The 7,016-nt window shown below is 36.5% G+C and carries 5 protein-coding genes; 3 read left to right on the top strand and 2 right to left on the bottom strand.

The genetic code is table 11. The features are described from left to right. Positions 1-43 precede the first annotated feature (43 nt). Together AOG55_RS07475 and AOG55_RS07470 are read right to left on the bottom strand one after the other, a co-directional pair. Positions 44-1,570, bottom strand: coding sequence for a hydantoinase B/oxoprolinase family protein (locus tag AOG55_RS07475; RefSeq protein WP_055041111.1), 1,527 nt, complete (start codon positions 1,568-1,570; stop codon positions 44-46). Continuing rightward, positions 1,567-3,525, bottom strand: coding sequence for a hydantoinase/oxoprolinase family protein (locus AOG55_RS07470; protein WP_048101958.1), 1,959 nt, complete (start codon positions 3,523-3,525; stop codon positions 1,567-1,569). The genes AOG55_RS07475 and AOG55_RS07470 overlap by 4 nt, the downstream gene beginning before the upstream one ends. A gap of 103 nt (positions 3,526-3,628) precedes the next feature. Between AOG55_RS07470 and AOG55_RS07465 the strand changes: the two genes are divergently transcribed. From AOG55_RS07465 to AOG55_RS07455, 3 genes are read left to right on the top strand one after another with little or no spacing between them, the layout of a single operon-like run. After that, positions 3,629-4,894 carry an MFS transporter gene (locus AOG55_RS07465; protein ID WP_048101959.1) on the top strand — a complete coding sequence of 422 codons (1,266 nt, stop codon included), beginning with the start codon at positions 3,629-3,631 and terminating at the stop codon, positions 4,892-4,894. A 50-nt stretch (positions 4,895-4,944) separates the two neighbouring features. Next, positions 4,945-6,087: a geranylgeranyl reductase family protein gene (locus tag AOG55_RS07460; RefSeq protein ID WP_054963924.1), complete on the top strand. Its 1,143-nt coding sequence runs from the start codon at positions 4,945-4,947 to the stop codon at positions 6,085-6,087. Positions 6,088-6,122: 35 nt separating this feature from the next. After that, a complete protein-coding gene (locus AOG55_RS07455; RefSeq protein WP_054963927.1) occupies positions 6,123-7,007 on the top strand; it encodes a DMT family transporter in 885 nt (294 codons plus the stop codon). The last annotated feature ends 9 nt before the right edge of the window (positions 7,008-7,016 follow it).

The following is a 7,016-nucleotide window of genomic DNA, read 5'->3' as shown; positions in this document are numbered from 1 at the left end:
TTTGAACATTTTATGACGAAATAAATTATATTTCAATATTTTTTTAAATTTTACCGTAGCCGCCTCCCCCGGGGGTCTCTATAATGACCTCATCGTTTTTATTTAATTCGGATGAGAATTTTGCCGGCATCCTTTTTTTTCTCCCTGATGATATTATATAAAGTGATCCGGTCTTGCCCGGGGAACCACCGTGTATACCCCATGGTTTAACCATAAATCTATCAGCTATTACAGACATATACGTTTGATTTGTAACATAAAATGACCTTATTATACCCTCACCACCTTTATGCAAACCATTTCCACCGCTGCCACGTCTTAATTTATATGCTGTGAAGAACATTGGATATTCCTTTTCTGCTATTTCAATCGGCGTGTTAAGGGTATTTGTCATATTTGAGTGCACCCCGGACTCACCATTGGAATTATACCTGCCACCATTACCTCCACCAATTGTTTCATAATATGACCAGTATTTGCCATTATTCTCACCACCAAGCATAATATTCATCATTGTGCCTGATGATGCTGCAGGTATTTCCTTTAAAAATTTAGATAAAGCAAGTAAAACTGTATCTGCCACACGCTGTGTTGTCTCCACATTGCCACCAGAAACTGGATGCGGTTTTTCTGGGTTTAACAGGGATTTTTCTGGAACATTAAGGTCTATTATTGAATAAAAACCATCATTTGTGGGAATGTCCTGATTAATTGCACTTCTGATTGAAAATGAAACGGATGAAAATGTTACCCCAAGGACAGCATTTAAGGGATAATTTATCTGATTATCCGTGCCGGAAAAATCAGCTATAATGCCGTTTTTTGTTACTGAAAGCTTTAGTTTTAATTTTATTAAACCATCATTTTTCTCAAGGAAATCCTCTGATTCATATGTGCCCTGGGGCCATTCAGCCATTGCATGCAGTGATAATTCTCTTGAATGATCTATTAATGTGTTCCATGAGGCATTTATATCATCTCCTGAATATCTATCCAGAAGTTCCTTAATCCTTTTTATTCCCATTCTGTTTGCGGCCATCTGTGCATTAAGGTCCCCTGCTGCTGTATCTGGATCCTTGAAATTTGATAGTATAAATTTTATGACATCACTGGAAGCCTTTACAGGTGGTATTATGGTGCCCTCCTGATACAAATTTATTGCCTCCGGGTTCAAACTGCCAAATACAGGGCCGCCAACATCAACGTTATGTGCCTTGTTTATAACATAACAAAAAAGTTCGTTCCGGTAATATACAGGTGCAATAAATGTAACATCATTTAGATGTGTCCCTGAAATATATGGATCGTTGGTTACAAGCATTTCATTTTCTCCCAGAATTATACCGTTTTGATTCATATAATCTATTATATTTTTTGCGCCTACCTTAAACGAACCAAGATGCACCGGTATGTGTTCTGCCTGCGCCACAATTCTGCCATTTTTATCCAGAACTGCACAGCTATGATCCATTCTTTCCCTTATATTTGGCGATAGTGCAGATCTTTTCAGTGATACCCCCATTTCCTCCGCAATAAACTGCGTTGCCTTACCTATTATTTCCCAGTTCATCTTACCACCACTATTTCATTATTTTTACCCAGATGGGCATTCCAATTTTCAGGTATAAATGTGCTGCTGCCATCCTCCTCTATAACACAGGGTCCGGCAATATTTTCACCGGCAATAAGGCTGCTTCTTGAATACACATTGATTTCTGTCCATTCCCCATTTATATATGCCTTTCTTTTAACAAATATTTTTTTATTACTCTTTTCGATTTTTATTTCTGGTTTTTCCCTCCTTTCAATGCCAAAAACACGTATTGTAAATATTTCAATAGGCTTATTAAGCCTGAATCCAAATGTATTATAATGTATATTTTCAAAATCCTCAAAGATCCTATCACGACTTATTTCTTTAACCGGCACAGTTAATTCTGAACCCTGACCATAATACCTGCAATCGGCATACATTAGAAATTCAGGATTTTTAAGTTTTCCGAGGAGTTTATTTTTCAGCTCATTAAAATCTGATTCGAGATTTTCTGGATATGATTTACGCGCCTCATAACGCATATCTGAGTATGTTAATCCCAGGGCACTGAAAACACCAGGGCCAGGGGGTATGACCACTGTTTTTATTCCAATTTCCTCAGCAATTTTAACCGCAAACTGTGGGCCTGCACCACCGAAACCAAAGAGGGTGAAGGCTGAGGGGTCAAGACCCCTTTCAACGGTAACAAGGCGGATGCCCCTGGCCATCTCAAGAATTGCAAGCTTAACAGCATTTTCGGAAATTTCATAGGGGTCTCCAAGAGTTGACAGTGCCTTTAATGAGAGGTCCTTTCTTAGCTTAAAATCAGAACCGGACATGGTATCGCTGATAATGCCAAGAACCAGATTTGAATCTGTAAGGGTTGGATATTTACCACCCCTGTTATAACATACCGGACCGGGGTCAGAACCTGCACTTTTAGGACCAATATTTAGACCGCCTGCACTATCCTTCCATATTATTGTTCCACCGCCGGCAGAAACCTCTGACAGGTCAATGAATGGAAACCTCACAGGATACCCTGAACCCTTTATTATCCTTCCATGGTGAGATGAACCGCCAACCTCATATTCAGATGTAATCTCAAAATTCCCGTTAAGTACCGTGCCGGCCTTTGCCGTTGTACCGCCCATATCAAATGCAATTACATTTTTTATATCCATTATCTTGGCAAATTCTGCTGCGGCTATAACACCTGCGGCCGGACCTGATTCAATTATATTTACGGGCTTTTCAGATGCCTCGTCGCTAAAAATAAGGCCACCAGCATTTGACATGATTTTAATATCAAAATTTCCAAAATCTCTAATGGAGTTTTCCAGATTTTTTATATATTGCGAGGTTACAGGTGAAAGTGCGGCATTAACAACAGTTGTTGACATCCTTTCAAATTCACGCGGTTCGGGTGATACATCGTATGAAATTGATATGTTTTTAAATTTGTTTTCCAGAATTTTTTTGGTTCTTATTTCATTATCTGCATTTTTGTACGAGTGTAAATAACAAACAGCAACTGATTTTACACCCTTTTCCAGCATTTTTTTCTCTATATTTTCTATTTCATCATTATTTATAGATTCAATTATATGACCATTTACGTCTGTTCTCTCATGGACCTCATATCGTAAATTCTCTGGAACAAGGATCCTTGGTCTGTGAAAGTTTAAATTATATAACTCAGGCCTGTTCTGCCTTCCTATCTCTATTATATCCTTAAATCCATATGTTGTTAGAATGGCAACCCTGGGAAGCTCAAGCCCATACTGGCCAAGCAATGAGTTTGTTGCGATTGTTGTTGCATGAAGAAACTCGTCAATTTTTTTACCATTTAAATATTTTTTAAGGCCGTTTAACACTCCTATTTCTGGATTTTTTGGTGTTGTTGGCACCTTATAATAACTAACGTTTTTATTTTCTATAACAACTATGTCAGTAAAGGTTCCACCTATGTCCACAGAAACTAGTACCATAAACTGTAAATTACCATACTATTATTAAGTTTCCTATAAAAACTAATTCATTTATCCGGAAATATAAAATAAATATTTAAATATATGATATTTTTCATAAATTATGTCAAGGTCAAGGGATATAATTCTGGCATCAATGGTTGGAACGATAATAGAGTGGTATGGCATATTTATTTTTTCCTCAGGGGCGGATTATATATCCAAGGTTTTTTATCCGTTTGTAACATCATCGGTGGCCATACTTTTAACACTTTTAACATTCGCGCTTGGATTCGTAACAAGGCCCGTTGGTGCCTATATATTTGGGCATTATGGTGATAGAATAGGCAGAAAAAAAATGCTTTTACTGACATTGATGATATCTGGCATATCCACAGGACTTACCGGTTTAATACCAGGTTATGCCAGCATTGGAGTGGCTGCCATAATTATCCTGGTTATTCTAAGGCTGGTACTTGGATTTGGCCTTGGTGGTGAATGGGGTGGTGCCATGCTTTTAACACTGGAAAATTTCCAGTCCAGGAGGGGATTCTATTCATCCTTTGTGCAGTCAACTGTTGGACTTGGCCTGCTAATTGGTGTTTTTATTTTTTTTCCACTGGCATATTATCTACCGGCAAGTGCAATGATAGCCTATGGCTGGAGGATTCCATTTTTATTTAGTTTTGTAATATTAATTATTGGTGCTTTTATAAGGCTTAAGGTATCAGAAACACCTGTTTTTGAGAATGAAATAAAATCCAAAAAAATCCAAAAATCGCCGTTTAAGGTGTTAATGAAAAGGCACTGGAAGGGTGTTCTAACAGGAACAATTCTTGCAGGTTCCTCCGGAAATTTCTTCTATTTTGCTATTGCACTGCTGCCGGTGCTTATGGAGGAAATTTATAAGATGCCGGTATACTTTGGATTAATAGGTACTGCTATTTTCGGCATTGCGGATATAATATTTGTATTCATGGGCGGGATGATTTCAGATGCCAAGGGAAGAAAAATAATAATAGCATTTGCGAATATCCTTGCACTGGTAATAATATATCCATCAGTATATCTTGTATCAGATTATTATTTTATAATTTTTATAACACTCTTCGGGGTGGCCCATGGTCTAAGCTATTCACCTTTGGGGGCAATGATATCAGAAATATTCCCTGCTGATGTCAGGTATTCTGGTAATTCTGCAGCATACCAGTATGGAAATTCATTTATAGGAGGTCCGGCACCCTATGTTTCTGATTATCTCGGTGGCATTTCTTATGTACTATATCCTGTTTTTACCGTAATTTTTATACTAATAGCCCTTGGTACAGTCATTAAAACAGGTGAGACGAGGAATTTATCAATGGATGTAACAGACGAGGTTGAATCGTAAATTTTTACTTTTTTAAATTAAATATATATAATTATTAATTATAATCAGGTGTGCATGATGTAATTGTGGTTGGTTCGGGTCCAGCGGGTTCCTATTTATCATACAGTCTGTCAAAAAAAGGCTATAATGTTCTAAATCTTGAGGAACATAAAGAGATAGGGAAACCTGTTGAATGCACAGGCCTTGTATCCAAAAGGGTTTTTGATTACATTAAATCGAATTCCAGGATTAATTCAGTGCATGGTGCAAATATATATTTTCCAAATGGAAAGTACATACATGTAAGGAAAACTGAGGAAACAATAGTAATGTACAGGGATGATTTTGACAAGGATGCGTCCGCAATGGCCATATCTGCAGGTGCAGATGTAAGTATAAATTCTAGGGTTATGGACGTTAGTATTAATAATGAGTATGCCGAGGTCAAGTATAAAAAAAATGGAGAGATAATGTATGCAAAGGCCCAGATTGTTGCAGGTGCTGATGGGGCTAACAGCACTGTAAGAAAAATACTTTACAGGGAGCGCCCGGAAAAAATAATATCAACATATCAGGTTGATTCTGCAGCAAGGCTTGAAGATCAGGATGATGTAAATGTTTACATAGGATCACATAACAGCAGGGGTTTTTTTGGGTGGGCAGTACCATCCGGTGATATTACCCGCATAGGTGTTGGGGTTGACCGTGTTAATGCCATAAAATATTTTAAGAATATAAACAAAACCTATGGAGATAATAAGATAATAGGCATAAACGCAGGACCAATACCAATAAGATATCTTAAAAAAACATACGGGAACAGATCAGTTCTTGTTGGAGATGCGGCAGGTATTGTAAAACCATTATCTGGTGGCGGTATATATACAGGCATAGTATCTGCAAAAAATGCTGCCGAGGCAATAGACAGGAGCTTTCAGCATGAGGATTTTTCAGAAAAATCTTTATCGTTATATGAAAAACTCTGGAAAAAGGAAATTGGAAGGGAGCTTAAGATGGATGCCAGAATACAGGATTATTATTCCAGATTAAGCATAAATGATAGATTATTAAACAAGATATATAATGCAATAAATAATGAAAATATTATTAATAAAATTAACTCACTGGGTGATATTGACTATCCCTCAAGGGTGGTGATTTCCGTTATTTTTAAAAGACCACAGCTGTTAAAATACCTTATTTTTAGAAAATAATTAAATTAATTAAATATGTGGGTATTACTGAAAAAATGAATTCAAAACTGGTATATTTATTGCTTTTAATTCTTGTTGTTTTTTTCTGGGGTGTAACATTTCCAATAATGAAGATCTCACTTTATTATATAACACCAGGAATGCTGCTTGCATTTAGATTTCTGCTATCTGCTGCTCTCGTTTTACCCTTAATATTTAAAAATAAAAATATAAAGGAAAGGCATAATGTGGTTTATGGTATAACCGCCGGTGTTCTGTTATTTATAGCATATTATTTTCAGACAGTGGGGTTAAAGTATACAACATCCTCACAGTCTGGCCTCATTACCGGACTCTATGTTGTCCTTCTGCCACTGATTTCATTTTTGTTTTTAAAAATGAGGATAAAGAAAATTGATGTGCTTTCAGCAATAATGGGGCTTATTGGCCTTATAATGATGTCGTCATTTAATTTTTCTGGGAAATATGCATTTGGCGATTTTCTAACGTTTTTATGTGCCATATTTTATGCTATTCAAACAGTTTACGTTTATAAATACACAAAATATCTTGACACAATGGTGTTTTCATTTTACCAGTTATTGATGGTCGGCATCCTGTCATTATTTTTTATGCCGTTAAATATAAGAATTTATTCCGGACTTAAGGTTCCCGTGGTCATCTTTACAATAGTATTCACAGCACTGTTCGCAAGCCTTTTTGCCATAATTATTAATACAAGGGCGCTGAGATACGTGGAACCAACCGCCGCGGGCATTATTTATGTTGGTGAGCCTGTTTTTGCAGTAATTTCCTCAATATTTATATTAAATGAAATACCAACTTATTATATTATTGCTGGAGGTTTAATAATAGTTATATCAATGTTTATAGAAACCATTAATAAGTATTATGAGGGAAAAAACAGCTATGCAATTTAACTATATATC

It is taken from the genome of Acidiplasma cupricumulans, from assembly GCF_001402935.1.
GTDB lineage: Archaea > Thermoplasmatota > Thermoplasmata > Thermoplasmatales > Thermoplasmataceae > Acidiplasma > Acidiplasma aeolicum.
The sequence above is the reverse complement of the archived record's forward strand: the minus strand, read 5'-3'. Positions and strand labels throughout refer to the sequence as shown.